The sequence below is a fragment of the Mesorhizobium sp. M7A.F.Ca.AU.001.01.1.1 genome (genome assembly GCF_004022735.1).
In the GTDB taxonomy this organism is placed as follows: domain Bacteria; phylum Pseudomonadota; class Alphaproteobacteria; order Rhizobiales; family Rhizobiaceae; genus Mesorhizobium; species Mesorhizobium ciceri.
Window position 1 is genome coordinate 1 of the sequence record NZ_RZPF01000009.1, and the last position, 26,252, is coordinate 26,252.

24 protein-coding genes and 1 pseudogene are annotated in these 26,252 nt (G+C 61.5%); 5 read left to right on the forward strand and 20 right to left on the reverse strand.

Annotation, left to right across the window (positions count from 1 at the left end; all coding sequences use genetic code 11):
• The 8 genes and pseudogenes from EN884_RS01360 to EN884_RS01395 all read right to left on the reverse strand — a co-directional run.
• Positions 1–258, reverse strand: a pseudogene (locus EN884_RS01360) (SMC-Scp complex subunit ScpB); the annotation flags it as partial.
• 2 nt (positions 259–260) lie between these two features.
• A complete protein-coding gene (locus EN884_RS01365) occupies positions 261–1,217 on the reverse strand; it encodes a DUF1403 family protein (RefSeq protein ID WP_128360448.1) in 957 nt (318 codons plus the stop codon).
• Positions 1,218–2,208: 991 nt separating this feature from the next.
• Positions 2,209–2,811 carry a DUF3011 domain-containing protein gene (locus EN884_RS01370; protein WP_013529061.1) on the reverse strand — a complete coding sequence of 201 codons (603 nt, stop codon included), beginning with the start codon at positions 2,809–2,811 and terminating at the stop codon, positions 2,209–2,211.
• 71 nt (positions 2,812–2,882) lie between these two features.
• A complete protein-coding gene (locus EN884_RS01375; RefSeq protein WP_244514240.1) occupies positions 2,883–3,299 on the reverse strand; it encodes a hypothetical protein in 417 nt (138 codons plus the stop codon).
• 430 nt (positions 3,300–3,729) lie between these two features.
• Positions 3,730–4,464: a L,D-transpeptidase gene (locus EN884_RS01380; protein WP_082826592.1), complete on the reverse strand. Its 735-nt coding sequence runs from the start codon at positions 4,462–4,464 to the stop codon at positions 3,730–3,732.
• Entirely contained in the window at positions 4,445–5,245 is an 801-nt protein-coding gene (locus tag EN884_RS01385; protein WP_063170393.1) for a DUF6065 family protein, read from the reverse strand. The genes EN884_RS01380 and EN884_RS01385 overlap by 20 nt, the downstream gene beginning before the upstream one ends.
• Positions 5,246–5,330: 85 nt before the next feature.
• Positions 5,331–6,836 carry a collagen-like protein gene (locus EN884_RS39275; RefSeq protein ID WP_245441344.1) on the reverse strand — a complete coding sequence of 502 codons (1,506 nt, stop codon included), beginning with the start codon at positions 6,834–6,836 and terminating at the stop codon, positions 5,331–5,333.
• 205 nt (positions 6,837–7,041) lie between these two features.
• Positions 7,042–7,755 (reverse strand): response regulator transcription factor, encoded by a 714-nt coding sequence (locus EN884_RS01395; RefSeq protein WP_063169440.1) that lies wholly within the window; start codon positions 7,753–7,755, stop codon positions 7,042–7,044.
• Between the two features lie 246 nt (positions 7,756–8,001).
• Between EN884_RS01395 and EN884_RS01400 the strand changes: the two genes are divergently transcribed.
• Both EN884_RS01400 and EN884_RS01405 read left to right on the forward strand, forming a co-directional pair.
• Entirely contained in the window at positions 8,002–9,243 is a 1,242-nt protein-coding gene (locus tag EN884_RS01400) for a HAMP domain-containing sensor histidine kinase (RefSeq protein WP_244514241.1), read from the forward strand.
• A 341-nt stretch (positions 9,244–9,584) separates the two neighbouring features.
• Positions 9,585–9,866, forward strand: coding sequence for a hypothetical protein (locus tag EN884_RS01405; protein WP_063169442.1), 282 nt, complete (start codon positions 9,585–9,587; stop codon positions 9,864–9,866).
• Between the two features lie 93 nt (positions 9,867–9,959).
• Here EN884_RS01405 and EN884_RS01410 read toward each other — a convergent pair whose 3' ends face one another.
• Both EN884_RS01410 and EN884_RS01415 read right to left on the reverse strand, forming a co-directional pair.
• Complete coding sequence (locus tag EN884_RS01410) at positions 9,960–10,559, reverse strand: NADPH-dependent F420 reductase (RefSeq protein ID WP_013529054.1); 600 nt, start codon at positions 10,557–10,559, stop codon at positions 9,960–9,962.
• 74 nt (positions 10,560–10,633) lie between these two features.
• Complete coding sequence (locus EN884_RS01415; protein WP_063169443.1) at positions 10,634–11,368, reverse strand: SDR family oxidoreductase; 735 nt, start codon at positions 11,366–11,368, stop codon at positions 10,634–10,636.
• Between the two features lie 277 nt (positions 11,369–11,645).
• On the opposite strand from EN884_RS01415, the gene EN884_RS01420 reads away from it, so the two are divergent.
• Positions 11,646–12,542, forward strand: a complete 897-nt coding sequence (locus EN884_RS01420; RefSeq protein WP_063169444.1) for a LysR family transcriptional regulator — start codon at positions 11,646–11,648, stop codon at positions 12,540–12,542.
• A 276-nt stretch (positions 12,543–12,818) separates the two neighbouring features.
• On the opposite strand, the gene recQ is transcribed toward EN884_RS01420, so the two are convergent.
• Positions 12,819–14,660 carry a DNA helicase RecQ gene (gene recQ / locus EN884_RS01425; RefSeq protein WP_063169445.1) on the reverse strand — a complete coding sequence of 614 codons (1,842 nt, stop codon included), beginning with the start codon at positions 14,658–14,660 and terminating at the stop codon, positions 12,819–12,821.
• Positions 14,660–15,322: a sulfotransferase gene (locus tag EN884_RS01430; RefSeq protein ID WP_244514242.1), complete on the reverse strand. Its 663-nt coding sequence runs from the start codon at positions 15,320–15,322 to the stop codon at positions 14,660–14,662. The genes recQ and EN884_RS01430 overlap by 1 nt, the downstream gene beginning before the upstream one ends.
• Before the next feature lie 448 nt (positions 15,323–15,770).
• Between EN884_RS01430 and EN884_RS01435 the strand changes: the two genes are divergently transcribed.
• Positions 15,771–17,192 carry a coniferyl aldehyde dehydrogenase gene (locus EN884_RS01435; protein ID WP_063169446.1) on the forward strand — a complete coding sequence of 474 codons (1,422 nt, stop codon included), beginning with the start codon at positions 15,771–15,773 and terminating at the stop codon, positions 17,190–17,192.
• A 271-nt stretch (positions 17,193–17,463) separates the two neighbouring features.
• Here the strand turns inward: EN884_RS01435 and EN884_RS01440 are convergent, their stop codons facing one another.
• The 8 genes from EN884_RS01440 to uxaC all read right to left on the reverse strand — a co-directional run bounded on the left by EN884_RS01440 (position 17,464) and on the right by uxaC (position 24,712).
• On the reverse strand, positions 17,464–17,799 hold the full coding sequence (locus EN884_RS01440) for a cupin domain-containing protein (protein ID WP_063169447.1): 336 nt from the start codon (positions 17,797–17,799) through the stop codon (positions 17,464–17,466).
• Positions 17,800–17,865: 66 nt separating this feature from the next.
• Positions 17,866–18,624, reverse strand: coding sequence for a 2-dehydro-3-deoxy-D-gluconate 5-dehydrogenase KduD (gene kduD / locus EN884_RS01445; protein ID WP_063169448.1), 759 nt, complete (start codon positions 18,622–18,624; stop codon positions 17,866–17,868).
• Positions 18,621–19,472 carry a 5-dehydro-4-deoxy-D-glucuronate isomerase gene (gene kduI / locus EN884_RS01450; RefSeq protein ID WP_063169449.1) on the reverse strand — a complete coding sequence of 284 codons (852 nt, stop codon included), beginning with the start codon at positions 19,470–19,472 and terminating at the stop codon, positions 18,621–18,623. Before kduI ends, kduD begins: the two co-directional genes overlap by 4 nt.
• 22 nt (positions 19,473–19,494) lie before the next feature.
• A complete protein-coding gene (locus tag EN884_RS01455; RefSeq protein WP_128360449.1) occupies positions 19,495–20,268 on the reverse strand; it encodes a FadR/GntR family transcriptional regulator in 774 nt (257 codons plus the stop codon).
• A 104-nt stretch (positions 20,269–20,372) separates the two neighbouring features.
• On the reverse strand, positions 20,373–21,653 hold the full coding sequence (locus tag EN884_RS01460; protein ID WP_013529044.1) for a TRAP transporter large permease: 1,281 nt from the start codon (positions 21,651–21,653) through the stop codon (positions 20,373–20,375).
• Positions 21,654–22,181 (reverse strand): TRAP transporter small permease, encoded by a 528-nt coding sequence (locus EN884_RS01465; protein WP_013529043.1) that lies wholly within the window; start codon positions 22,179–22,181, stop codon positions 21,654–21,656.
• Between the two features lie 59 nt (positions 22,182–22,240).
• Positions 22,241–23,218 carry a TRAP transporter substrate-binding protein gene (locus tag EN884_RS01470; protein ID WP_024504231.1) on the reverse strand — a complete coding sequence of 326 codons (978 nt, stop codon included), beginning with the start codon at positions 23,216–23,218 and terminating at the stop codon, positions 22,241–22,243.
• Positions 23,219–23,251: 33 nt separating this feature from the next.
• Positions 23,252–24,712 carry a glucuronate isomerase gene (gene uxaC, locus EN884_RS01475; RefSeq protein WP_063169451.1) on the reverse strand — a complete coding sequence of 487 codons (1,461 nt, stop codon included), beginning with the start codon at positions 24,710–24,712 and terminating at the stop codon, positions 23,252–23,254.
• Between the two features lie 95 nt (positions 24,713–24,807).
• Between uxaC and EN884_RS01480 the strand changes: the two genes are divergently transcribed.
• Positions 24,808–26,252 (forward strand): mannitol dehydrogenase family protein (locus EN884_RS01480; RefSeq protein WP_164894907.1); only part of this gene is annotated, 1,445 nt, incomplete at its 3' end.

Here is a 26,252-nt window from a genome sequence, read left to right on the forward strand (position 1 = left end):
GCCGGCGACCGCGACCAGCTCGTAAGGGCGGCCGGCGAGTTCGGCGCGAATGTCGTCGATGATCAGCTCGATATTGCAGTTTTTTCCCACCACCCGCGCGAGGACACTACGTGTCACCGGTTCATTTGCCGCAAAGATCACCGCTTCGACGCGGGCCATCCATTCGCACCAGCGCAGCTCCGGCGGCAGATGTTCCAGTTCGGTGTCGAGCAGCGCCGGCTGATCGTTTGGCTTGCGGCGGGCGGACGCTTCGCTCATCGCTACAGCCCGAACAGCCGGAATGTGGGGCGGCCGGAGAGCTCGCGCACGACCTCCAGTTGCTGCAGCCGTTCGAACAGCCGTCGCGATGCAAAGCGCGACAGATTGTCCGTCGTCAGCGATCCGGACACGGCGTCTTCACTGAGCAGCAGAAAGATTACGTCGCCGGCGCCTTTGGCGCGCAGTTTCGGCGCCACCGCCAGGAGTTTTTCGGCCCGGCGCGACAGCTCGGCGGCCAACCGACAAGCGTCCGCGGCGGCCGCGACGAGCGCGATGCAAACCGCCCGCTCAAAATTCTTGTCCCCGGGCCGGATGCGCCGGCCACCGCCGGCCTCGGTGCGGAAAGATGGTCCAAAACCCTGCGCCATTAGGAGCGGCAGGGGCTGCGGCCAGCCCAGGCGTTGCGCCAGTACCAGGTCGGCGAGCCACCAGCCAAAGACTTCGGCATCGGGACGCATGGCGACGACCTCAGCGGCGATCGCCGCGGCGTCGAATGGCGCCGACCGCTGGGATACCCCGAGTTTTTCGATCTGCGTGCAAAGGTCGGCGAGCGCGGCGCCGTCCCAATGGAGGCCAAGCTGGTCGAGTATCTTCCCGAGCCGGCCGGGCGTAGCGGCGGGCGGCTGTCCGGCCAACTGCCGCCAGGCGCCAAAGATGGTGCCCGCGGGTCCGGGGTCGGCCCCGGCTGGGCGCAGATACCAGGCGTCGCGCAAGGCGGCCGCGTCCTCGGCGCGGCCGGCGAGCCGCATGCTGGCGGCGGCGCAGCGAACCGCCAGCCGCTGCCGCCAAGCGCCGGCCCAGGCTGCCTGCGCGCGGGCGAGCGTGTCGAGGGCACCCAGGGCGGCGCCGGCCCGGAAGGCGGCGTCGCCGTCACTCGGCGCGCCGGCGCTTGTGATCGCCCACGCGGGAACGGAGGGCGGCGCAGAGGAGCTGGCGGTCGCGGGATCGAGGCGAATCATAATTTGGAGAGTAAAGTGCCGGTGCGCTTTTCGCCATGATTTTCGTGCCAAAACGCACAGCCTGTCGGATCAGCACAACGACTGATAGTGTTGCATTATCAATCTCTTCACGAGTTCGTCCCTGCTAAGCCATTTGGCCAACAAGTAAGTCTCGACAGGGCACCTTTTTGCGCAGCCGGACGAAACTCCGTTCGGAAATGTGCCGGCTCGCGGCGTAGGAGCCTGCTCAGGTTCAGATGTCATGAAGGCATCTAACGCCCGATCTGCCGCGCAACTTCGGTCCCATATTCATTGCCGACGGGGTATCTGAGGGCGACGTTTTTTGCGGGTTTTTCCTGGTCGGCTTTGGAGGTGATGCTGGCGCCGATTGTCACAGGCTACTTCACTATCTGTTCCTTGACCGATGAGATCTTTTGCGCTGCGGCGCTCCCGTCTTTGCTGTGGGTCACCTTCTGACCCAAGCCCCAACGTACACACGCGGGAGTGTCCTACAAGCCATCGGTTTCGACAGATCGGATGGATTGGGCAGGCGAGCCCAAAAGCTGCGAGCTTAGAGCGGTTATAAATCGTAGTTGTAGCTGTGTAACAAACTGTGTAACAAAAAGCGCGAAAAGACTAGTATTTTCAGTATCATAGAGGTGAAAGGGAATCCCTCCCTCTCCGCCATCGATTTCCCATAACGGCCTGATTCGCAACGATTTTTCCGAATATCAGCTCTCTTTTGGTGCATTTCTTGGTACAAAGAGGCTTCCGCACAAGCCCCTATGGATCGACATCATAAGAACCTCGATCTTATCGTCTCAGCCGCCGCCACGATGCAGGAGGAGATAGAGAACATGTTCGGCTGCCTCCACCGCTTCGAGGAGAAACCAAGAAGCAGGTGAACGAAGTCTGCCGTGGTGATGCCAGGATGAAGATCAAGATTGATGCTGCGGGAAAGATTTAAGAGCCCCGCTTTGACAATCGTGACCGGCTTCCTTCGTCCTTCAATTCACTCCGCGTCAGGATTGTCGACAAGGCAGCCTGCACCATGGCATCCTTGGTAGTTGCCATGCACATCAAAGTTTGGCTCTCCCTGCCTGTCAAATTGCGGTCGGGTATCGATTGCCTGGTCAGGATTGTCGACCTTGCATCCCATGCCATGACAACCATTGTAGCTGCTATCGGGGCGGTAGTTACTCGTCGTGTGCCGTCGATTGTGATGATCGTCCGCCATCCCCTCGATCAGAGCGCCGAGAATAGCTCCGCCAACCACTGCGCCGACGTCATGACCGCGATGGTCATACATGCGGGCATTGGGATCAAAGCTGTCGCCACGTCCATGGTGGTAGCCGCCGACATCGGCGAAAATTCCGGAGCAACCTTGCGCGACCCAAATATATTTGCTGCGTGGATTGTAGCCCCAGGTCCGGTTCAAAATACAAGGACTTCCAGAAGTCTGATGAATGAGTTGCGGCTTGCTCAGCGGGCCCGCCCAGCATTCGCCATACTGATAGTGCCTCGATTGGCATTCGACGGTCGATTGTGCGCGGGCATCAGAGATCATCCACGATGAGCCGAGCGCGAGCAAAGCAATGAACATGTAACGTAGCATGTGAACCCCTCCGGAGTGGTCAACGACCGGTTGCGTCGGTGTCATCGAAATGGAATTTCTTCCGCCAGGTGTCAGTCGTTGATCGCGGTGATCTTGATGGTGTTGCCGTCTCCGACGCCGGAGAACCAGACCTCGCCATCACCGATTGAGATGCCTTGCCAATTGGCGAACAGCGTCGGGTAGGTCTGCTTGAGGACGGTCTGTTTGACCTTGGCGGTAACGATCTTGTCGTAATCCGTCACGAAATGCGCGGCGTCGTTTATCTTGATCGCCTTGCCGCCGATCCGGGCGCGGAAGGGATAATCGATCATCGACGCGACGGTCTGCTTGTCGCCGGCACTGACAGCCTTCTGCAGCTTGTCGAAGAACTGCTGATAGGTTGTGTGACTGCCGAACAGCGCGTCAAGGGTCTGGTTTGTTTCAGCGGCGGTCTGCGCTGCCGCTGGACCCGCAACGGCGGTACTCAATAGCGCGGCGGAAACCAGCATGAATAGAGAGCGCCTCATCATAGGTCCTTTCACTCGGTCCGTTCAATTGCCAACCCATCAGCCTGGATTTGTCCTTCGGACGTTCGCGCCCTGACTGATGCCGACGGCGAACGGGAAGACGAATGGCATGCCGTCACTGACGAGAACTGACATATAGACGCGTCCATTGAATTTTTTTATTTCAATACACGCAAAAGGTGTAAAAAAGAATACCTAAACGTCGATTATGACGGACAGAGATGACGGTTAAGGTATCCAAAACCTTATTCGCGAGTGATATCGATACGAGCAGCGACGCCTATGTCTTAAATTCTCCCTCTATGACGCCATATGGATAGAAGCAGAAATCTGCCGTCACCTGTGCCACCGGCGTGGGTATTGTCCAACGGCATCCGACAGCAAGCGTTGGCCTGTGCCTGTTCAATTCGCTTCACTTCACGATGACCTTTGCTCCCTTCGGCACCAGACTGTAGAGTTCGATCACATCCTCGTTGAGCATGCGAATGCACCCTGAGGACGCTTCAGTTCCTATGGTCCAGGGCTCTGAGGTGCCGTGGATACGATAAAGCGTATCCACGCCGTTCTTGTACAGATAGAGAGCTCGCGCGCCGAGCGGATTGTGCGTGCCGGGCCTGATCATGCGCGGCAGGTCGGGCGACTGGTTACGCATGTCGTCAGTCGGATGCCATGCGGGCCACTCCGCCTTACGCCCTACGCTGGCAATGCCCGACCAACTGTAACCGCTAGCCCCGACGGCGACACCATAGCGCCGCGCCATCCCATTGAGGCGGTATAGATAGAGGAACCTCTGCCGTGTATCGATCAACACCGTACCGGCAGGCAAGCGTTCCGGGGGCGTCACATCGACAGGCAGAAAGCGTTGGTCAAACTTGCTGCGATCGACGATGAAGACCTCATGCGGCTCCCTCGCGTAAGCGGCTTTCACGCGAACTAACTCTGTAGCCGTATTCGGGCTACCTTTTCCATCCGCCAGGCAACCGACAAGGAGCGCCGCCAGCGCCAATACAAAGCCCGACCGCACGAACTGGCGGATGCATTCCGGTCTTTCGTCTCTGCTCGAAACCGACCCGTTAATCGAACGGCCAAATGCTAGCGATCCAACTGGAGGAATGCGCACAGGCCGCTTACTCTTGGCTAGCTTCATCTACTGGCGAACCTTTTTCCTGGGCCCGCAACTGGTCGATGTGGATCGGCCGCTTTAGAGTTCGCTTTACTCGGTGAGTGTCATCCGCGACCGATTTCCCCGTCGGCGAAACACCCTGCAGATAGTGCTTCTGCCACTTCATCTCCTTGGTAAGCTCGTCGTTCATCTGCAGGCCGGCCGAAAACCGTCGACGTTCGCTATTCCAAACCTTATGTTCTTTATGGAACTCAGGATCGTCCTCCATCGGACGAATGACCGGCTGCACCTGCTCGATAGCGACACTTGGCATCATGGTGATGAAACAGAATGGCTCGCCCTTGGCAAAAGTGACAGACCCAGGGCGGGTGAAGCGCCAATTCATGGTGAAACTGAACGGCAGCCAGTTGGTTTCCACCAAGCCGTCCAGCGGCGCGATTCCGTCCTTCATCCGGTTGGGAGAGCCGCGAGCCCACACCATCCAGCCCGGCTCGGTGCGAAACACGTAACCCGGATGAAAGGTTACTATGCCGTGCCCGAAGGTCGAGCTGATGAATCGGTGCGTGACGTTCGGTTCGTTTACATGGAAGGCGATGTCTTTTGTAGTGTTGTATCCGTTCCAAGTAACAGTCACATTTATGGGGTTCAACAATTCCCATCCGCTGGCATTGGCGATTGAAAGCGGCGTGCAGCGGTAGGCGAAATGCTGGTCGGTCGCATCCATCCAGTCTCGCGTCCCCTCCGCGGCGACAAGCTCAGGCGGGTTCGGAGCCTGGATCATGCAGTCAAGACGAGGGCCGGTCATACTCTCCGCTATCCTCAAACGATTCGATTCTAAGTTGCTGATCACGTCGCCAACCGTAGCGGCATGACCAGGATAGAAGGAGGCACTATGGGCCTGCCGGTCCGGTAGGTCCCTCCGGTCCCACCGGCCCCACCGGTCCGGCAGGTCCCTCCGGTCCCGCAGGTCCGGCAGGTCCGCTAGGTCCCTCCGCACCGGGCGCGCCGGGAGGTCCAGACGCGCCGGTATCGCCGGGCGCTCCAGGTGTCCCGTCCGATCCGGGCAGTCCGACAGGCCCAGCAGGTCCGCCAGGTCCCTCCGCGCCGGGCGCGCCGGGAGGTCCAGACGCGCCGGGCACTCCAGGCGTACCAGCCTCGCCGGGTGCGCCAGGCGCCCCCGGCTGTCCCCAAACATTGGTGGAAGGCGTCGGCAAGTTGCCAACGTCTTTTACGATGTGCGATGGAAGGAAGTCGCCACGATCACGCTGAATCAAGGAACGACCTGGCTTGTCGGCATAATAATCGTTCTGACCATCCGTGACCGCGCACTCGAAATTCTGGTCCGGATCCTTGCAGAAGACTGTCTTCGGGGCGCTTCGATCGCCATTGGTGCCGAAGTGGAATCTCAAACCGGCCATCGCAGAAAAATCGCCGCTTGAGGAGACGTCGCTGTTCGTCAGATCGAAGCTGAAATCACTGTAGATAGAAGTCGCTATCCCGCTTCCGAACTCGGTCAGGTACTCGGCGCCGCCAACAAGTTGCGTTCTACCACCAAAGGCGTCGCGATGACGCAGGCCGCCATTAACCTTGAAGTTATCCGTAGGATAGTACCCGACCCTGCCTTCGGCGAACGGGCTGACGTCCTCTTCAAGTGAATTCCATTCTATACCGGCAAGTCCCTCAAGCGTGACCCGGCCCAGATAGTACTGGCCTTCAACGCCGAGCTTGCCTTCGACATAACCGTTTTCAAGAACTCCACCATCATCGTAACCACCTCCGCCGTGAAGGTAGCTTCCATACAGACCCAGCGCCCCAACTTTCGGATCACGGCGGAACAGATGCGCGGCGGCACCTGTGAAGTTACTGTTTGGCGTCACGCCACCAATCGCATCGACCTGGAAGCCGTATTTTTCACCGAGCGGGAGCGCCACGGAACCGTCGGTAAAGGCATACGGGTCGTTACCGTTGGTTCCCGCGCCGAATCCGACACGCACATTGGGCGCGGCAACGGCACGAGTGTCGGATTGCGGATTTGACAGGTACATGCGCCTCTCAACCGAGGATAGCGCAGCCATCTCGCGACTCTGGGCCACCGAACCCCTGAGGGTGGCCAGTTCTTCTTTAACCTGAGCAGTCTCGGCGTAGGCGGCCTCAAGTTTGCGCGCCATCTGCTTCTGATTTCGCTGCAGGTCCAAAATCATCTGATAGAGTTGTTCGTTGCTTGGCGCCCCGGCTAGCGCGGGGGTAATCGCGACATAGATGGATGCGAACGTTAGAATAGAACAACTGGCAAATAAAATTCTCTTATGCTGCCGCATCCCGCACCCCTTCTGCGCACCGCCGCCCTCGTTATCTACCTCGCCATGCGCACGATACATTCCTATTCGATTATGCATAGAATGCGAGCCATCTAACGAATGCGGATTTATCCAACCCTTTCCTTGAAGTAATTAATCTCGCGATTATTCACAATCGCAGTAACTGTCATATCCTTACACTTACTGTCAGTCGCTTGAGGATGCTTCTCGAATTCCTTCCCTGTCATCTTCCAAATTGATGAGATCGGCAATCTTCTCTCTGGACAGGGTCGGCACGATCATTCTAATCGGGGAAGGCGAAGCCTGACCCGCGAATTGCGTGCAAGGGGAGAAGCATGTCGGATTTCTTGGCTCTTCGACGCAGCCGGCTCACGATGGTGTCCAGGTGGGCATAGTTGAAGTCATAGATGTCTGCGCCCATGGCTTCGACGAGCGCGCGGCGATCGACGGTCTTGCCACGCTCACTGAACAAGCGTTCCAAAAAGTGCCGTTCCGAGGTGGTCAAGCGAAGGCGATGGCCCATGCCGTCGGTAAGCACCCAGCCGCCTTCCTCGAGGGCCCATCGTGGGGCCGGAGACGACGAAGGGGCGCGGCGCCTGTTGAGACGTTCATTGACCGCCATCACCGTGGCAGCAAGCTCCCGAACATCAATGGGTTTGACGAGGTAAGCGTCAGCGCCCGCTTCAAGACCATTGAGCCGGTCGTCGATGGAACTCCGGGCCGTCGCCATGACGATCCCGACCGATTGTAAGGCCCGCAAATGGGTAGCTATGGAAAGGCCGTCTTCGCCCTCCAGGCCAATGTCGAGAATGACGATTTCAGCCGGCTTGGCGGCACAGGCTCGGTAGAGGGCGGCAGCATTGTGGAATCCATGTACGTTCAGGCCCAATCTGGATAGTCCGAAGACCATCTCCTCGCGGAAATCCCTGTCGTCATCGACAAGATAAACAAGGGGGGAGATCACGATAACGCCATGCTTGTAGCCTTCTCCGATCATCTACGGACCCCATGCAGCAATCTGATACCATTCGATTTCATTTATTCGCCGCATTGTCTATATTGTTTGTGTGTCTTGTTTATCATAGAGTCTGGGCTAATAAGTCTCTTCCACATGGGATACGCATCCGAAATTCTGAGGTCTCTAGAGCCGAAAACCATACACCTCATTTGGGGTATTATCGTTTGCTTATACAGTATAGTGCTGATATTATTTTTATCTAGACTGTTTGATTTTCACCGCCAATTGATCTGGGCGTGGCGCATCTCCCAGGGCGTTGTACTGCTCAATGGCATCGCCTTGGCTTTTGCGATTGTGGGACGCTACGGCGACGTCGGGTTTTTCGTATCGCGACTGCAGCAGCTGTCTCTCATCTTCATTTCGCTGCTGGTGCTCTATCTGCTCATTGTGCGGCGACGGTATCAATATCTGCTGTCGGCGATTGCATTTTTGAGCGTAATCTCTGTCATGCTGGTGATGCAGATGATGTATACTGGGGCCAACCCGTTCCAACTGGATGGCTCTTTGTCCAGATTCTTGGCCGGCGGGACCGTGATTCACCTGGCGTTGCTCAGCGCGGCCGTCGCGAAGAGAACGCGGCTTGCCGAGCGCAGCTTGAGCGAGGAAAAGGACCGCGTCATCGCAGTGTCGCGCTTGGCCGAGCAGGAGCTGACTATCAAGGTGCGCGAAAGGACCGCTGAGCTTGGGGAAAGAAACACCTCGCTCATGGTGGAAGTGGATCGACGTCACCTGCTTGAACTCAAGCTCAGGCAGGCTCTGGACACCGCCAACGATGCTCTGGCTCAGCAGCGGGACTTTGTGGCCTTGGTATCTCATGAGTTTCGCGGCCCGTTGGCCGTCATCTCTGCCGCCGCCGACAATCTGTCATCTTCTGCAGGTGAAAGCGCCGACAATATCAAGTTGCGCACCACAAGGATCCGCCAGACCGTCAAAAGGATGTCATCGCTGATTGAAAACGTCCTAGCCTTCGACCGGCTCAATGGCGGGCACGAAACTCTTCCCAGGATCAAGATGTTCGACCTGAATGAGGTTTTGCGCGCCGCCGAAGCGGGATTGGATGATGCTGCGGCCGGACGTGTTAGCTTCACTCACGGCGATGAAGTGATTGTGAAAGGTGACCGCAACCTGCTGGAGATTGTGATACAAAATCTGATCCAGAACGCCCTGAAATACTCATCGGTGACCAGCTCTGTGACGATCCGGCTGTCGACTGAGCAGGGCGTGGCGTTTGTACACGTGGCGGATCAGGGCTCTGGCGTAGCGCCCGACGACCACGAGTTCATATTCATGAGGTACTATCGCGCCGCGGGCCAACTGGTAAACGGCTCCGGTTTAGGGCTCTACATTTCACGCGAGATCGCCCGGCAGCATGGCGGCGGTCTCATACTGGCCGCCAGCGACGTCAACGGGTCGACATTCCGCCTCTCACTGCCCGTCGAGCGGAACTGGCCTGCCCCTGAAAAGTGATCCCCCTGACATATGGCCTTTGGGCCGAACCAGGACTGAAGAAAATGGCCGGAAAGAGACACAGTTGCGGCCGCTCATTGTCTACCGTTAACCTCCGGCAAATCTTGCGGATCTGGTAGAGAGGCGGCGATAGAGCCGCTCGAGCCGGGACACTCTGGCCTTCGCGGAGGCCGTAAAGCTTCGGCGATGGGCAGGCCCATTCGGCATCTCCGCACATCGCTTCTGTCCGCAAGCGCAGCCATGCCGCCGTGAATTTACCAGCCGGTTTAGCCCAAATGGGGAAGAGGCCCGGCCCACGATCTCGTAACGGTTGGTTCGCCGAACCCAGTTAGGAGACCACGATGCGCAAAGCCTCTCTCGCCATCGCAGCTTTCTTCAGCCTTGCCACTGTTGCATCGGCATGCGTGTCGATGGACGGCAACGTCGTCGTGAACAACTGCAATTATCGCGTCATGGGAAATTACAAAGGCTCGGATGGCAGTTGGGGTGGCTTCGGACCCATCCGCGCGGGCGGTCGTGAGGCAACTTTCAAAAGACGCGATGCCGGCTGGGACATCAGCTATTGCAACTACGATTCCTGGGTGGCAGGCACATGTCGGCCGAAGGATCCCAGGCAGATGTAAGCTTTCAAGCATGTCACTTCGCGCGCTTGGCTCTTTGCCGACGATGTGGCCGGCATCGAACGCCTGCCACTCTGTCGGCGCACGATAAATCCGTTACTGCTCCTTCTTGAACAGGTCCTGGAAGATCAGCTGGCCCCAAGTGCGGCCGCGTGCGTGCACCAGCGTGCCGCCCTCGTTGAGCTTCCCCAGCTTGACCGGTGCGAACCCGAGTTGTCTGGCCAAGGCCGCCACGGGAGCGATCGCGTCCTCGTCGTCGCTCGACAGAAAGACGACCCGGTGCCCGCCCTCGACGATCGGATCGGCAGCCAGGGTGGCCGCAATCAGGTGATTGAAGCCTTTGACGAGCTTGGCGCCGGTGAACGCCTTCGCGACGAAGGCGGAGGACGGCAGACCGTCCAGCTCTTCGGGGACTGGAAACACGTTCGTCGCGTCGATGATCGTCTTGCCTTCCCAGCTTGGCAGCGCCTTCGCGACATCCGGGTGCGATTCAAAGCGGACAGCCAAAAAGATGATGTCCGCCTTGACGGCGTCCGCCAGTGTTTTCGGGATGATCGTGGGTCCGATCGCGGCCGCGTCGGATGCAAAGCTTTCCGGGTCGCGCGTGGTTGCCACGGACACTTCGAGGCCCTTGCGGGCAAATGCCTTGGCAAGAGCCTGGCCGATCTTGCCGAAGCCGATAATTGCGTAGCTCATGTATACTCTCCTTCAGTTTACCAGGCCCTGCGGGCTCGGGATATCGAATGGAATGAACGGCGGGGCGTAGCGGGTCAGATTTGCGCCAAGCCCCCGTCGACGGCGACCTCGCTGGCAGTCATGAAGCTGCTGTCGGGCGACGCGAGAAACGCAGCCGCCGCCCCGATCTCCGCTGGATCGGCCATACGCTGAAGCGGATTCATCGAGGCGAAGACCTTCAAGCCCTCCTCGCCTATCGCTGCCTTCGCGAGTTCGGTCGCCGTCGGCCCGGGCGACAGCACGTTTACCCGGATGCCGGTGCCTTTCAAGTCTTCCGCCCAGGTCCGCGCGAGGTTGCGCACGGCCGCCTTGCTCGCGCTATAGACGCTGAATGCGGGCGCGCCCGTGGTGCCGGCGCTCGATCCGGTCAGGATAATCGAACCGCCCTCGCCCATCAGCGGCAGCGCCTTCTGGACCGTGAAGATCGTACCCTTCACATTGGTGTTGAAGGTCTCGTCAATGTGCCCGGCGGTGAGCTTGCCGAGCGGAAGCAGGCTTCCCACCCCGGCGTTGGCGAAGATGATGTCGAGGGCTCCGCGCTCGGCCTTCACCGCCGCGTAGAGCCGATCGAGGTCGGCCTCATCCGAGACCGAGCCCTTCACCGCGCGGGCATTGGGCCCGAGCTCGGCCACAGCGGCGTCTAGCGCTTCCTGCCGGCGGCCGAAGATGAAGACGAAGGCGCCCTCCTCGATGAAGCGCTTTGCAGCGGCGAGGCCGATGCCGGTGGCACCACCCGTTATAACCGCAACCTTACCATCCAGTTTTCCCATGACTTAATCCTTCCAGGCTCTGTCTTTGGTCGTTCGGGGACGCCCCGAGAACCTCTAGATGGGCCCGCCGGGGTCGCGCGGTGAGTGCGGAAGCGCGCACATCGGTGGTGCAGAATCGATCCGCTTTCAGGATTGACGCCAGCCCGCGACGATCCGTGTCCGCCGTTCGGAATAGCGTCGCCCTTGTCGACACAAGCCACGATATCCCGCCCCTACTGCTGTAGGATGTGTTAGATACGGGCTTTGGAAGGCGCACCGCGCGGTGCCGGATTGCACCATGATCGACTGGGATGACGTTCGCTACTTTCTAGCCGTCGCACGCGGAGGCTCGGTGCGGGCTGCCGGCGCGCAGCTCGGGGTGAATCACTCGACCGTGCTGCGACGCATCGCACAGCTTGAGGAACGCCTCGGGGCGCAAATGTTCGAAAAGCGGCCTTCGGGCTACCGCCTGACCGCTGCGGGCGAGGAGGTCCTCGAGCTCGCGAACCAGATGGAAGCGTCGTCGCACCAGCTGGAGACGCGCGTCTTCGGGCGCGACCAGAGCGTACGCGGACTTCTGCGGGTGACGCTGGCACCGCCCCTCGCGACGCACCTGCTCATGCCGGACTTCGCCGATTTCGCGCACCTGCATCCAGACATCGAGATGGAAATCTTGTCGTCCGGCGAGCTGGCAAATCTGACCAACCGAGAGGCCGACGTGGCGATCCGCGTCGTCTACGACCGCAAAAACCTGCCGCTCAATCTTCACGGACTGAAGGGAGCGGAGGTGTTTGGCGGCGTCTACATGTCCCGCGATCGCCTGGCCGCGTGGCGTGCGGGCGCACCTGATCCCATCCGGTGGATCGTCATAAGCGTTCATGGAATTCCAGAGTGGGCCAGCGCGGGTGAGGTTGGCACCACGGGAGTTCCATTCAGGATCACGGACGCCGAGGCGCAGATCGTTGCCGTACGGCAAGGTCTCGGGATCACGACACTGCCGTGCTTCGTCGGAGATGCCGACCCCCTGCTGGTGAGGGTGCCGGGCACCGACCTGCACCTGTACGGAACGCTCTGGCTTCTCACGCATGGGGAGACACGCAAGACGAAGCGCGTGCGGCTCTTCACTGAGTTCGTATCCCGCAGGCTCGCCGCCTACGCTCCGCTTCTCGCGGGACTGTCCACATCGCGCGACTGACGCCCGGCGGGTCGCCCGCGACGCTTGCAGTGGATAGGTGCCTGCAAGCGGACAGCGGCATCTATTGCGGTTGCAAATGCTCGGCCATGAAGTCGATGCACGCCTCAGTCTGGGCCTGATCTGTCGACCGGCCGGCCAGAAAACGTTGAACTAATCGGTCCCTGGGGGGCATGGGCGGTGGAGGAATGGGCGGCGGCGGCACAGGAGGTTTCGGAACGGATGCCTTCTCCGAAGATCCCTCTGCTTCACGGCGCGTGACCAGTCGCTGATCTGACCTCAGGCCGCCTCACCCGACCGGTGCTCGGCAATCGCACTCAGAAAAACCTGGCCGAATTCCTTGAGCTTTGCCGCCCCAACCCCATTCACTTCGGCGAAGGCGTCGAGGTCGTGCGGGCGGCGCTCGGCCATGTCGATCAGCGTACGATCCGAGAACACCACATAGGCCGGCACCTGGCGCTCCTTGGCGAGCCGCAGGCGCAAGGATTTGAGCGCGGCCAGTAGCCCGGTGTCCACAGCCGACTGCCCGAGATCCTGCCCCGAGCGCATCTTGCCGCGCAAGGCGCGGCTGCGTACCTCGACACGATAATGGAACGGCACCTCGCCACGGCCAAGCGCATGACCCTTTTCGGCGATGGCGAGGCCGCCATGGCCGGCCGGATCCGGCATCAGGAACCCGCCGGCGACGAGTTGCCGGATCAGCGATAGCCAGAAATCCTTCTTGTGCGCCAGACCACTGCCGAAACTCGTGAGCCTCTGGTGGTTCCTGGCAAGCACCTTCTCGGTTTCATGGCCGAGCAGGATGTCGATGACATGACCGGCACCGAAACGCTCACCGCTCTGGGCGATCGCCGTCAGGATGATCCGAGCCTCGGCTCCGCCATCGGCGCGCGGTGCCTGGTCGAGGCAGGTGTCGCAATTGCCGCAGGGCTGCGCTTCCTCGCCGAAATAGCCGAGCAGCACCTGGCGGCGGCACTGCGCCGTCTCGCAATAGCCTATCAGCGTGTCGAGCCGGCCATGCGAGCGCCTCTTGTGCTCGGGCGGCGCATCCTCGTCGTCGATGAACAACCTGCGCATGCGGATATCGCCCAGGCCGAACAGCATATGCGCCTCGGCGTCCCGCCCATCGCGGCCGGCGCGGCCTATCTCCTGGTAGTAGGCCTCCAGGCTGCCCGGCATGTCGGTGTGGAAGACATAGGCGACGTCAGGCTTGTCGATGCCCATGCCGAAGGCGATGGTCGCCACCATGACGACGCCGGACAAGGTCATGAAGCTGTTCTGGTTGGCGTCACGCGCCTCCTTGCTCATGCCGGCGTGATAAGCGAGCGCGGTGACGCCGTTCTTCTCGAGGAAGGCCGCCATCTCCTCCGTCTTCTTGCGCGACAGGCAATAGACGATGCCGCTGCGGCCGGGATGGCGCTCGACGAAGCGCAGCAATTGGCGCTTGCTGTCCTGCTTGGCCTCGATGGCAAGCTTGATGTTCGGCCGGTCGAAGCCCAGCACCAGGGTCTCGACGCGCTCGGCAAACAGCCGGGATTCGATGTCGGTGCGCGTGCCTTCGTCCGCCGTTGCCGTCAGCGCGATGATCGGCACGCTGGGAAAGATGCCGCGCAGACGCGACAGGTCCTCGTATTCGCGCCGGAATGCCGGCCCCCATTGCGAGATACAATGCGCCTCGTCGACGGCGATCAGGCTGATATCGAGCCTGGCCAGCGCCTCGAGCATGCGCTCGGTCATCAACCGCTCCGGCGCGAGATAGAGCAGGCGCGTCTGGCCCGAGGCGACGCGACGCCATGCGGCAATATTGGCATCGCGGTCGATCGAGGAATTGATCGTATCGGCGGCCACGCCGGCAAGCCGCAAGGCGGCGACCTGATCCTGCATCAGCGCCACCAGCGGCGAAACGACAATGGTGAGCCCGCCCAGGACAAGCGCCGGCACCTGGTAGCAGAGCGATTTGCCGGCACCAGTCGGCATGACAGCCAGCACATGACGCCCGGCCAGCAACGCGTCCATGACATCGGCCTGCCCGGGGCGAAAATCATCGAAGCCGAACACGTCCTTCAGCACGCGCCGCTTGGGATCCAGCTCTTCTGTCGCGAGGGCCGCCGGTGCCTGCATCACCGCGCGTCCACGGTCGGCGTGCTTATTGGCATGTCATAGCCGAACTCGGCGCAGAAACGCTGGACGCGGGCGAGAAATGCCGGGGGCAGGCCGCCGAGATAGGTCCTGAATTCTTCATTCCGTTCCCATTTTCTCAACGAAGCCACCCGGATCGGATTGTCCGGGTCCTCGCTGAAACGAATGCGCGGTGTCAGTCCGAATGACTGCGCGATTCTGTCCTGCTGCGCATCGGGCGCGCCGATCATGTCTTCGTAGCGGACGAAAAGGATCTGCCGGTGCGGTTGTGCCTTCTTCAGCCGGATCAGCGCGTCGTATTCGGTCAGCCAGCGTTGCGGCGTGACGTGGAACCGACGCTGGTTGCGTGTTTGCGGATGCGAACTTGTCAGCGTGTCGAATGGATGGCGCGCGCAATAGATCAAGCCGATGGAGGTCGGTAGCTTCGCCAGATGCGCAAAACCGCGCGCATCGCGCTTGACGACGAGGTTCGATTCCGGCCGGTCCAACATGTCCAGCATTGCGTATCGCGCTTCGGGCGGATGGACGAAAATGTCCTCGAAACACCTCATCAGCCGCTGTGTCAGCGTCGTCCCGCTGCGTGCGCAGCCCGAAATGAAAATTCTGTTGGCGGGCGTCGCGCGTGCATATGTGCGTCTTTGCATGCGCTGTCTCAGAGACAGCGGCACGAACCGCAGAAACTCCCGCACAACCCTTCGCGCAGCCGCTCCAAACGCAGCCTCAAGCCTGTGAGCGCCCTTCATCCGCAATTCCGCTGGGCCGCGCGGCGCGGAACGCGCCGCTTGGGGTCCATGGCCAAGATGCTCGTCGCCGACATCAGCATCAGGCGGACACCGGGCTGGAATTTCGTAGACTGGAGAGGATGTGGAAACCGGTCAAGACGACTCTCTGGCGTGACGCTTTGGAGTAGCGCAGCCGTCATCCAACCACAACGCCCCCTTTGCAGGAACCTGTCGTTGATGCGGCCATCGGCGCCTGCCAGCCGGATGCCGTGCACATCCGAAAGCGGCTTCCCCTAGGACACCTGCACCCCCGCTGGATTCCGCCACGCACCACGATGTAAGCTCCGTCCGGCAAGCCAGGGAGGGCGTGATGCTGCAGACCAGACAGAATGTTCTCGGCGAGCGGTTCCACCTGCAGCGCGCCGCCTTCGAGGCGCAGCCTTTCCCCAACTTTGACGTTCGCAAGGATCGCCTCAAACGCCTGCTCGCGCTGACCGAGCGGCATGAAGCCGACATCTGCACCGCCATCGACACCGACTTTGGCGGCCGTTCCGCGCATGAGACGCGTCTTGCGGAACTGTTCGTCGTACGTGCCGGCATCCGCCACGCGCTGTCGCACCTCAGGGGCTGGATGCGCGAACGCCGCGTTGCCACCACCATGCCGTTCCTGCCCGGCAGAAATCGCCTCATCCCGCAGCCGCTCGGTGTCATCGGCATCGTGTCGCCCTGGAATTATCCTTTCCAGCTCGCCGTCGCGCCGGTCATCGCGGCACTCGCGGCCGGCAATCACGTGCTCATAAAACCTTCCGAATTGACGCCGGCTTTTTCGGCGTTGCTGGCCAAACTTGTTGCCGAGCATTTCGCACCCGATGAGCTCAGCGTCATCAGCGGCGACGCGGAGATGGGAAAGGCCTTCGTATCGATGCCTTTCGATCATTTGCTGTTCACCGGCTCGACCGCGGTCGGACGCCAGGTCGCGATCGCCGCGGCCGCCAACCTGACCCCGGTCACGCTCGAACTCGGCGGCAAGTCGCCGGCAATCTTCGATCCGTCATGCGACCTCGACGCGGCAGTATCGAGCATTGCCTACGGCAAGCTGTTGAATGCCGGGCAGACCTGTATCGCGCCGGATTACCTTCTGGTGCCGAAGGGGCAAGCAGGCACGGTCGCTGCCAGGCTCGCAACGGCGATCGCTAAGCTCTACCCGACTCTACGCGACAACCCCGACTATACCGCCATCATCAGCGATCGGCACCACCAGCGCCTGCGCGACATGGTCACTGAAGCGCGTGACGCCGGCGCCGATGTCACCGAAATCAACCCGGCCGGCGAGGAACTTGACGCCAATAGCGGGAAGTTGCTGCCGACCCTGGTCCGCAATGCCGGCGCAAACCTGCGGCTGATGCGCGAAGAGATCTTTGGGCCGGTGCTGCCCATCGTAGAATACACCGGGATCGACGAGGCGATCGCCCATGTGAACGGGGCCGACCGCCCGCTGGCACTCTACTGGTTCGGCCGCGACAGCGGCAACCGTCAACGCATCCTGCGCGAGACAATTGCCGGCGGCGTCACCGTCAACGACTGCATGCTGCATCTGGTACAGGAAAACCAGCCCTTCGGCGGCGTCGGCGCCAGCGGCATGGGCGCCTATCACGGCGAATGGGGATTTCGCACCTTCAGCAAGGAGAAACGGGTTTTCATGCAGTCGCGGCTGAGCGCGGGAAGCCTGCTGCGCCCGCCCTACGGCAAGACGTTCGAACGGCTTTTCAGCCTCCTGCGGCACATCACCTGACCGACCGAGCTACGCAGCCCCGGTGCATTAAGACTATCTTCACCACGGTGCGGCAGGGTCCTCATCCTGCGGTGATGTCTTGAGTACCGCGGCGCCACAAGCGCCCAGGCAACAGACCCGCGCCTCTTTCTGGGGTGCGGGTCATTCCCGCTCGATCTCTTACCCCTCGTTAGAGCAATTCCAGGAAAAGTGTGAAGCGGTTTTCCGTCTAGAATTGCGTCAAAACAAAGAGTTAGAGCAGCTCGCCGTTTCCGTGAAACGGTGAAATGCTCTAGCCGAGGAAATCGGCCCGGTGCGGCGCAAAGCTGTCGACCAGCCGCCCCGCTTCGAGCGCCTTGACCCCGTGCACCAGGCCCGACGGCACGATGAAACTCCCGCCCGTCCCAACGATCTCGCTCCGGCCGTCGATGGTCACCTCGAAGCGGCCCTCGGCGACGTAACTTGCCTGGACGTGCGGGTGCGAATGCAGGGCGCCGACGCCACCCTTGTCGAAGCCGAATTCGACCAGCATCAACTCGTCAGTGTGCAGGAGAATGCGGCGCCTGTTGCCGTCCGGTGTCGCCGTCCAGGCGCCCTCGCCGGCATGCGCGAAGATCTTTGCGGTCATCGTCGTCTCCTCAGAGCAATTCCAGGAAAAGTGTGAAACGGTTTCCGTTCGGAATTGCGTCAAAACCTAGCGTGCCAGCCAGCCACCATCCACCGGCACCACCGCGCCATGCATGTAGTTCGACGCCGGCGCCAGCAGGAAGACGGCGGCATCGCCAATGTCGCCCGCCTCGCCCCAGCGGCCGGCCGGGATGCGCGCCAGGATAGCGGCGCTGCGGTCGGGATCGGCGCGCAGCGCCTGCGTGTTGTTGGTTTCGATATAGCCTGGCGCGACAGCGTTGACGTTGATGCCTTTTTGCGCCCATTCGCAGGCAAGCAGCCGGGTGATGCCGAGCACGCCATGCTTCGAGGCGGTGTAGGACGCCACGCGAATGCCGCCCTGAAAGCTCAGCACGGAGGCAATGTTGACGATCTTGCCTTTCCGCTCAGCGGCCAAGGCACGCCTGGCAAAGCTTTGGCAGAGCAAAAAAACCGTCTTCAGATTGACGTCCATGACGTCGTCCCAATCGGCCTCGCTGAGATCGACGGCATCGGCGCGCCGGATGATGCCGGCATTGTTGACCAGCCCGTCGAGCGGGCCGCTTTCGTCCCAGACGCGGTCGAGCAAGGGGCCGGCGGCTGACGTGTCGGCAAGATCGGCGCTCACCGCCTCGAATTGCCCGCCCATCGTTGCGATCTTTCTGGCCGTATCGTCCATCGACGAGCGACCGACGCCGATCACCGTGCCGCCGGCGCGTGCGATCGATACGGCGATGCCCTGGCCGATGCCGGTGTTGGCGCCGGTGACCAGGATACGTTTTCCGGCAAGGCTGAAGGGGTCGCTCACCGCAGATCGCCCAACGCCACCGGGTCGACATCGGTGTAGTCGACATTGTCGCCGGCCATCGCCCAGATGAACGCATAATTGGAAGTGCCGGCGCCGGAGTGGATCGACCAACCCGGCGACAGCACGGCCTCTTCGTTGGCCATGACGATATGGCGCGTTTCGTCCGGCTCGCCCATGAAGTGGAAGACGCGCGCCGTCTCGGCCAGGTCGAAATAGAGATAGGCCTCCATGCGCCGGTCATGCACATGGCAAGGCATGGTGTTCCAGATAGAGCCCGGCGCCAGCTGGGTCATGCCGACCACCAGCTGGCAGGTCTTTGCGCCATCGGCATGGATGAACTGGAAGATCGAACGCTCGTTGCAGGCATCCTTGCTGCCGAGATCGAGGCGCTTGGCGTCACTGAGGCGGATCAGCCGGCTGGGATGAGCCAGATGCGCCGGCGCACTGAGCAGATAGAACTTCGCCGGCGCCCCCTCATCCGCTGAGGCGAAGGACACATCCTGTGTGCCCATGCCGAGATAGAGCATGTCGCGCGCCTGCAATTCATGAGGTTGGCCGCCGGTCGTGATGACGCCCACGCCACCGATGTTGACGGCGATCAACTCGCGCCGGTCGAGGAAACCTTTGGTGCCGGTCGGCTTGATCGCCTCCAGTTGGAGCGGCGAGCCTATCGGCACGGCGCCGCCGACGATCATGCGGTCGTAGTGGGTGTAGGTCAGGCTGATGCGGCCGGACTGGAACAGGCCGTCAATGTGGAAATTGTGACGGAGTTCATCGGTTCCCATCGCCGCGGCGGCAACCGGGTCTATGGCAAAGCGGGATGTGTAATCGGTATGGCTCTGGCTCATTTTCGTCCTGACTTGAAATGGGTCATTCGCCGGCGGCGGCCCTGACCGAACTGGCATAGAAAGCCTGCCGCGCATGCAGGCGTTCGCGGTAGCGCTGCTGGCTGGCTGTGAGGTGCGCGCGCATTGCCTCGCGCGCCGCTTCGGCATCGCCCGATGTGATCGCATTGAGGATCACCAGATGTTCGCGCTGCAGCCCGCGCTGGTAGTTGTCGGATTGCGCCAGTTCGGTCGACCAGGGCGAGGTCACGTCGCACGGAATGGCGCGCCGGCCGAGCACGTCGAGCATCTCGACATAGAACGGGTTGTTGGTCGCGCTGGCGATGGCGCGGTGGAAGGCGAGGTCGGCCGGGCCGGTCGGCTCGCTGGCAAGCAGCAGCCGCTCGAATTCGAAGAAGGCTTCCTGGATCGCCGCCTCCTGCGCGGCGTTGCGGCGAATAGCGGCGATCCCGGCCGACTCGATCTCGATTGCCAAGCGTACCTCGAGCACGTTGAGCGCGATCGAATCCTTGGCTCCCATGTCGGCGGCAAGCGCTCCGAACATCGTCGAGATATGCTCGGTGACGAAGACGCCGGCGCCTTGACGCGACTCGCCCAGGCCGTCGGCGGAAAGCTTGGCCAGCGCCTCGCGGATGACGGTGCGGCTGACGCCGAAGGTCTCGGTCAGCTGGCCCTCGGGCGGCAATTTGTGGCCAGGCAGGATTTCGCCCGCCTGCAGCTGCTTGCGGATCGCCGCAACGACGGTCTCCGACAGCTTGGGTTTTCTCTCGACCCTGAGATCGGCGGATGCAGCGGACACGTGATGGTCTCCTAAAGCAATTCCAGGAAAAATGTGAAACGGTTTCCGTCCGGAATTGCGTCAAAACAAAGGGTTAGAGCAGTTCGCCGTTCCCGTGAACTGCTCTAGTGGAACAGGTGCGGCAACCACAACGAAATTTCCGGCACGTAGGTGACAAGCATCAACACAGCGAAAGCCGCCCCATAGAATGGCCAGATCGAACGCATCGCCGTCCAGATCGGGATCCGGCCGATCGCACAGCTGACGAACAGCACTGCCCCCACCGGCGGTGTGCACAAGCCGATGCCGAGATTGAGAATGAGGATCACGCCGAAATGCACCGGATCGACGCCGTAGGCCATGACCACCGGCAGGAAGATCGGCGTGGTGATGATGATCAGCGGCGACATGTCCATGAACGTGCCGAGGATGAGAAGCACGACGTTGATCAACAGCAAGATGACCAGCTTGTTGTCGGATACGGACTGCAGGAAGGCGACCAGAGCGGCCGGCACCCGGAGATAGGCCAGCAGCCAGCCAAAGGCGGCGGCGCAGCCGATGATCATCAGCACCATTGCGGTTGTGCGCACGGCAGCGGTGGTCGCGGTGACGAAGTCGTTCCAGCTCATGGAGCGATAGATCAGCAGGGTCACCAGGAAAGCATAGACGATGGCGATGCAGGAGCTTTCGGTGGCGGTGAAGACGCCGGAGCGAACGCCGCCGAAGATGATGCCGATCAGGATCAGCCCGGGAATTGCGGCAACGAGCAATTGCAGCGCCCTGCCGAAGCCGGCGAACGGCTCGGTCGGATAGGCGCGGCGGCTGGCGACCCAATAGGCCGTGACCATCAGAGATAGCGCCAGCAGCAGGCCCGGTATGATGCCGGCGGTGAACAGATCAGCGATCGAGATCCGGCCGCCGGCCGAAATCGAATAGATGATCATGTTGTGCGAAGGCGGTATCAGCAGCGCAATGATGGCGCCGACCGAAGTGATGTTGACAGCATAATCGACGCCGTAGCCGCGCGCCTTCATCTGCGGGATCATCAGCCCGCCGACCGCCGAGGCATCGGCCACCGCCGAGCCGGAAATGCCGCCGAACATGGTCGAGGCGGCGATGTTGACCTGGCCGAGCCCGCCTCTCAGGTGGCCGACCAACGCCCCGGCGAGCGCAACAAGGCGAGCGGCAATGCCGCCGCGCACCATCAGGTCACCGGCGAAGATGAAGAACGGGATGGCCATCAGCGAAAACACGCTGACACCGGAGTTGAGGCGCTGGAACACCACCAGCGGCGGCAGCCCCAGCACCAGAACCGTGGCGAAGCTGGCGACACCGAGGCAGAAGGCGATCGGTGTGCCGATGATCAGAAGAAAGACGAAGGTGCCGAACAGAACCGTCAATGCCATCTAGAGACCCTCCTCGCCCGTGGCGTACTGATCGGCATCGACCGGCAGTCCGGCAAACCGCCCGGCAAGCCGCTCGAGCGAAAACAGGCAGACAAGCGCGCCGCCCAGGATGACCGGCAGGAAACTGACGCCGCCCGGGAAAGCGAGAGACGGCATCACCGTGTTCCATGTCAGCCGGGTGAGCTGGGCGCCGTAGACGATCATGCCGAGACCGAAGGCGAGCACGACGACATCCGAAATGCTGCGCAGTACCGCCTTTGCGGCGGGCGGCAGGAAATAGAGCAGCACATCGAAGCCCAGATGCGTGCGTTCGCGGACACCGACGGCCGCGCCCAAAAAGATGAACCACCCCATCAAAATCACCGAGAAGGGTTCCGTCCAGCTTGGCGAACTGTTGAGCACATAGCGTGAGAACACCTGCCAGAAGATGATCACCGTCATCAGCGTCAGGCCGATGCCGCTGACCCACAGCGCAAGCCTCGCCAGCCGTGACAGCAGCCGTTCTATTGCCAGCCAGAATGGTTTCATATGCGCGCTTCCCACTGGACGGTGGCGCGCAAGCTCGCGCCACCATTGCCGCGAACGGATTATTTGGTCGCCTGGATGCGCGCGGCGAGATCTTTCAACTCGGGGGTCGAGAGATATTTCTCGTAGACCGGCTTCATCGCATCGATCAGCGGCTGCTTGTCGATCTCACTGACCTTGACGCCGGCTTTCTCGACGATGTCGCGCGACTTCTTCTCCTGCGCGTCCCACAATTCACGCATCTTGACGACGCTGTCCTTGGCCGCCTGCCGCACGATCGCCTGGTCTTCCGGGGCGAGCTTGTCCCAGCTCGCCTTCGACATCACCAGAACCTCGGGCACGATCTGGTGCTGGTCGAGCGTGTAATGCTTGGCGACCTCGAAATGCTTGGCGGATTCGAAGCTCGGCCAGTTGTTCTCGGCGCCGTCGATGACGCCTGTCTGCAAAGCCGAATAGACCTCGCCATAGGCCATCGGCGTGGCGTTGGCGCCCAACGCATTGACCATGTCGACGAACACGTCGGACTGGATGACGCGGAACTTCATGCCCTTCATGTCGGCCATCGAGGTGATGTCCTTCTTGGTGTTGTAGAAGGAGCGTGCCCCGGAATCGTAGAAGGCGAGACCGACAAGGTCGTGAGTCTCAAAGGCTTTCAGGATCTCGTCCCCGATCGGCCCGTCCATGACATGGCGCATATGCTCGACGGAGCGGAACATGTAGGGCAGCGACGGCACCGCGGTTTGCGGAACGATGCCGTTGAACGGCCCCATCGAGACGCGGTTGAGATCGATGACGCCGGTCTGCGTCTGCTCGATCGTGTCCTTCTCCTCGCCGAGCTGCGCCGAATGATAGACCTCGACCGAATAGCGGCCATTGGTGCGCTGCTTGATCAGCTCGCCCATATATTTGACCGCTTCGACGGTTGGATAGCCGTCGGGATGGGTATCGGACGACCGCAGCACGGTTTCGGCGTTGGCGATGCCGACCAGCAACGAGCCGAAAACGAATGTAACTGCCGTCAATTTCGAAAGATGCAACATGACTTCCTCCCTATGAAAACCAAAACGCCCGGCTCAGAGCCGGTAGGCCTTTTTCGCAAGTGTATAGGCAAGCTCCCGCGCCAGCTCATGCGCCTCGTCCTCGCGCAGCCGATGCTCGGCGACGAGACGCGCCAGGAACGCGCAGTCGACCCGCCGCGCCACATCGTGGCGCGCCGGGATCGAGGGAAAGGCACGGGTGTCGTCGTTGAAGCCGACGGTGTTGTAGAAGCCGGCGGTCTCGGTGGTCATCTCGCGGAAGCGCCGCATGCCTTCCGGGCTGTCGTGGAACCACCAGGCCGGCCCGAGCTTCAGCGCCGGGTAGACACCGGCGAGTGGCGCCAGTTCGCGCGCATAGCTTGTTTCGTCGAGCGTGAAGAGAACGATTGTGAGGTCGCGCTCAAGTCCGACGCAGTCGAGCAGTGGCTTCAGCGCCGTCACATAGTCGGTCCGGGTCGGGATATCGAAACCCTTGTCGCGGCCGAATTTTTGGAAAACAGCCGACGAATGATTGCGCCAGGAGCCGGGATGGATCTGCAGCACCAGCCCGTCGTCGAGGCTCATCTTGGCCATCTCGGTCAGCATCTGGGCGCGGAACAGTTTCCGTTCGCGCTCGTCGTCGGAGCCACGGCGAACGCGATTGAACAGCTCCTGCGCTGCAGCATCCGAAAGATTGGCGGTCTCGGCCGTCGGATGGCCATGGTCGGACGAGGTCGCGCCGAAGCTTTTGAAGAAGGCGCGCCGCTGGCGATGCGCATCGAGATAGCCTGCCCAGCTGCCGGTGTCGCAGCCGGTGATCTCGCCGAGCCGGTCGAGATTGGTTGAAAACCCCTCGAAGTCGGGATCGACGACGGCGTCGGGGCGATAAGCGGTGACCACACGGCCCTGCCAGCCGCTGTCGCGGATCATCTGGTGCCATTTGAGATCGTCGAGCGCGCCTTCGGTGGTCGCGATGACCTCGATGTTGAAGCGCTCGAACAGGGCGCGCGGGCGGAAATTCTCCCACTGCAGCAGCGTCGCGATGGCGTCGTAGTGGCGGTCGGCGGTCGCTGCGGTCAGCGGCTCGTCGATGCCGAACAGATCGGCAAGCACATGATCGAACCACAGCCGGGTCGGTGTACCCCGAAACAGATAATAGTGCTCGGCAAAAAGCCGCCAGATCGCCCTGCCGTCGGTCTCGACCGGCGCGCCGTCCAGCGTCGCCACGCCGAGATCCTCAAGGCGGATGCCTTGGCTGAACAGCATGCGGAAAATGTAGTGATCCGGAACGATGAGCAGTTGCGCCGGATCCGGAAAAGGCTCGTTCAGCGCATACCAACGCGGATCGGTGTGGCCATGCGGGCTGACCAGGGGCAGGTCCTTGATCCCGGCATAGAGATCGCGGGCAACCGAGCGCGAATGCGCATCGGCGGGAAACAGCAGATCCGCATCGGTCAGTGGCACGGCAATCCTCCCAGGGCCGCTATCGGTAGGGGCGGCAAGAAATAATGTCAACATACAAAAATTAGGTTGTTGTATGATGACTTTTCGGCCCATTGTGTGGCGGGAAATCGAATGTTACGCCGCTTTGCCGATCCCTGCCGAGGCCACTCATGTCATCCGACCAGACCAGTCGCACCACGACGACCGAACGCCTTTCCACGAAGACGTTGCGCGCACTGCCGGCTTCGATCGCGACGCCTTCGTATGATCGCAGCCGCATCGTCCCGGGCATCGTGCATCTTGGCGTCGGCGCCTTCCATCGCGCCCACCAGGCCGCCTATGTCGACGATTGCCTGGCGGCCGGCGAGACGGATTGGGGCATAACAGGCGTTTCGCTGCGCAGCGCCGACACGCGCGACGCACTCACGCCGCAGGATGGGCTCTACACGCTGGCGATCAGAAGCAGTGGAACCGAAAAACTTCAGGTCATCGGCTCGATTACCGCGATGCTGGTGGCGCCGGAGGATCCGGGCGCGGTACTGGCCGCGCTGACCGATCCGCGCACCCGCATCGTCACGCTTACGATCACCGAAAAGGCCTATCTGAGGGCGGCTGGCGGCGGATTGGACGCTGCTCATCCCGATATCGCCCATGATCTGGCCAATCCGCAGATGCCGAAGACAGCGCATGGTTTCCTGACCGAGGCGCTTGCCCGGCGACGCGCCGCCGGCACGCCGCCCTTTACCGTGCTCTGTTGCGACAATCTGCCGGCCAACGGCGCCACGCTGCATCGGCTGTTGGTTGAATTCGCCCAGTTGCGAGATGCCGGGCTCGCCCAATCGAATGATGTCGGAATTGCCGATCACATCGCCCATCAGGTCGCCTTTCCTTCAAGCATGGTCGACCGCATCGTGCCGGCAACCACCGATGCCGATCGGGCGCGGATCGCTGAAGAACTCGGTGCCGAGGACGCTTGGCCTGTCATGACCGAGCCGTTCTGCCAATGGGTGGTCGAAGACAATTTCCCAGCGGGCCGCCCGGACTGGGAACAGTTCGGCGTCACCATGGTTCGCGACGTCGGCCCGTTCGAGGACATGAAGCTCAGGCTGCTCAACGGCTCGCATTCGGCCATCGCCTATCTTGGCCTGCTCAGCGGTCATGCCACCGTCGACCGCGCCTTCGCCGACCCGGCGATCCGGCAATTCGTCGATGCATTGTGGGCGGAAGCCATCCCGACCCTGCCCGAGGATGCCGGGCTCGACCCGAGCGCTTACACCGCGGAGCTCGCTGAGCGTTTTTCCAACACTGCACTTGCCCACCGTACGGCTCAGATCGCCAATGACGGCAGCCAGAAATTGCCGCAGCGCATCGTCGCTTCCGCCATCGAATGTCTAGAAGCCGGTACCGAGCTGGTCCATCTCACGTTGGTGGTGGCTGCCTGGATCGCTGCTTGCGCCGCACGAGGAAAAACCTTGCCGGAGGGCCATTTCACCGACCCGCTCGACGCGGCGTTGACGGCACTTTTGGGCGAGCAACTGCCGGCGAACGAAACCGTGACCGCTGTGTTCGACCTCGCCGGCTTCGCCAAGGACCATGCCGAGCGCCAGACCTTGAT

Coding starts and splice junctions, on each gene's coding strand:
- EN884_RS39275 (WP_245441344.1), bottom strand. CDS start 6,836: ATGCATAATCGAATAGGAATGTATCGTGCGCATGGCGAGGTAGATAAC.
- EN884_RS01395 (WP_063169440.1), bottom strand. CDS start 7,755: ATGATCGGAGAAGGCTACAAGCATGGCGTTATCGTGATCTCCCCCCTT.
- EN884_RS01415 (WP_063169443.1), bottom strand. CDS start 11,368: ATGGGAAAACTGGATGGTAAGGTTGCGGTTATAACGGGTGGTGCCACC.
- EN884_RS01370 (WP_013529061.1), bottom strand. CDS start 2,811: ATGCTACGTTACATGTTCATTGCTTTGCTCGCGCTCGGCTCATCGTGG.
- kduI (WP_063169449.1), bottom strand. CDS start 19,472: ATGAGCCAGAGCCATACCGATTACACATCCCGCTTTGCCATAGACCCG.
- EN884_RS01470 (WP_024504231.1), bottom strand. CDS start 23,218: ATGTTGCATCTTTCGAAATTGACGGCAGTTACATTCGTTTTCGGCTCG.
- EN884_RS01465 (WP_013529043.1), bottom strand. CDS start 22,181: ATGAAACCATTCTGGCTGGCAATAGAACGGCTGCTGTCACGGCTGGCG.
- EN884_RS01435 (WP_063169446.1), top strand. CDS start 15,771: ATGCTGCAGACCAGACAGAATGTTCTCGGCGAGCGGTTCCACCTGCAG.
- uxaC (WP_063169451.1), bottom strand. CDS start 24,712: ATGTTGACATTATTTCTTGCCGCCCCTACCGATAGCGGCCCTGGGAGG.
- EN884_RS01365 (WP_128360448.1), bottom strand. CDS start 1,217: ATGATTCGCCTCGATCCCGCGACCGCCAGCTCCTCTGCGCCGCCCTCC.
- EN884_RS01410 (WP_013529054.1), bottom strand. CDS start 10,559: ATGAGCTACGCAATTATCGGCTTCGGCAAGATCGGCCAGGCTCTTGCC.
- EN884_RS01420 (WP_063169444.1), top strand. CDS start 11,646: ATGATCGACTGGGATGACGTTCGCTACTTTCTAGCCGTCGCACGCGGA.
- EN884_RS01440 (WP_063169447.1), bottom strand. CDS start 17,799: ATGACCGCAAAGATCTTCGCGCATGCCGGCGAGGGCGCCTGGACGGCG.
- EN884_RS01380 (WP_082826592.1), bottom strand. CDS start 4,464: ATGAAGCTAGCCAAGAGTAAGCGGCCTGTGCGCATTCCTCCAGTTGGA.
- EN884_RS01375 (WP_244514240.1), bottom strand. CDS start 3,299: ATGCTGGTTTCCGCCGCGCTATTGAGTACCGCCGTTGCGGGTCCAGCG.
- EN884_RS01460 (WP_013529044.1), bottom strand. CDS start 21,653: ATGGCATTGACGGTTCTGTTCGGCACCTTCGTCTTTCTTCTGATCATC.
- EN884_RS01385 (WP_063170393.1), bottom strand. CDS start 5,245: ATGACCGGCCCTCGTCTTGACTGCATGATCCAGGCTCCGAACCCGCCT.
- EN884_RS01405 (WP_063169442.1), top strand. CDS start 9,585: ATGCGCAAAGCCTCTCTCGCCATCGCAGCTTTCTTCAGCCTTGCCACT.
- EN884_RS01430 (WP_244514242.1), bottom strand. CDS start 15,322: ATGCAAAGACGCACATATGCACGCGCGACGCCCGCCAACAGAATTTTC.
- recQ (WP_063169445.1), bottom strand. CDS start 14,660: ATGCAGGCACCGGCGGCCCTCGCGACAGAAGAGCTGGATCCCAAGCGG.